General features: G+C 57.3%; 1 pseudogene. It reads right to left on the bottom strand.

From position 1 onward, the window contains the following. Window positions 1–830, bottom strand: a pseudogene (locus H9Y04_RS49170) (PrkA family serine protein kinase); the annotation flags it as partial.

Here is an 830-nt window from a genome sequence, read left to right as displayed (position 1 = left end):
CTCCGGCTCTTTCAGGCGCGACAGAATCGAAAAGCGCGCCAGGGTTTCCAGGGTGCCCGGGGCGCAGGGCGCATGGGTCAGCTCACTGTTGTTGAGCAGTTTTTCATAGATGCGGATCTCTTCGGAGATACGCAGGCAATAAGGCACCTTGACGATATAGACGCGGTCGAGGAAGGCCTCATTGTTCTTGTTATTACGGAAGGTCACCCATTCCGATTCGTTGGAGTGAGCAAGGATGATCCCGTTAAACGGCAGGGCGGAGATCCCTTCGGTGCCGTTATAGTTACCTTCCTGGGTGGCACCTTAATCGGCGCTTTAAACATCTCGACGAACTCCATAATCCCCTGGTTGGCGCGGCACAGCGCACCGGAGTAGCCGTAGGCGTCCGGGTCGTTCTGCGCATAGTGTTCCAGCTTACGGATATCCACCTTACCGACCAGCGCTGAAATATCCTGGTTGTTTTCATCACCCGGTTCGGTTTTGGCGATGGCAACCTGCTCGAGAATCGATGGCCAGACTTTAACCACGCGGAATTTCGTGATATCGCCGCCAAACTCGTGCAGGCGCTTGGCCGCCCACGGCGACATAATGGTGCCGAGATAGCGGGTCGGGATGCCGTACTCTTTCTGGAGGATCTGCGCATCTTCCTGTGGATTGAACAGGCACAGCGGGTGATCGTTGACCGGACTGCGTTCGCCGTTGGCGCTCAGCACATAGATGGGCACGCGCTGCATCAGCGCTTTCAGCCGTTCAGCCAGCGACGATTTACCACCGCCCACCGGCCCCAGCAGATAGAGGATCTGTTTCTTCTCTTCCAGCCCCTGGGCGGC

This window comes from Streptomyces polyasparticus (assembly GCF_014493765.1).
Taxonomy (GTDB): Bacteria; Actinomycetota; Actinomycetes; order Streptomycetales; family Streptomycetaceae; genus Streptomyces; species Streptomyces polyasparticus.
Note: the sequence above shows the minus strand (reverse complement) of the source record. Positions and strands in the feature narration are given on the sequence as shown.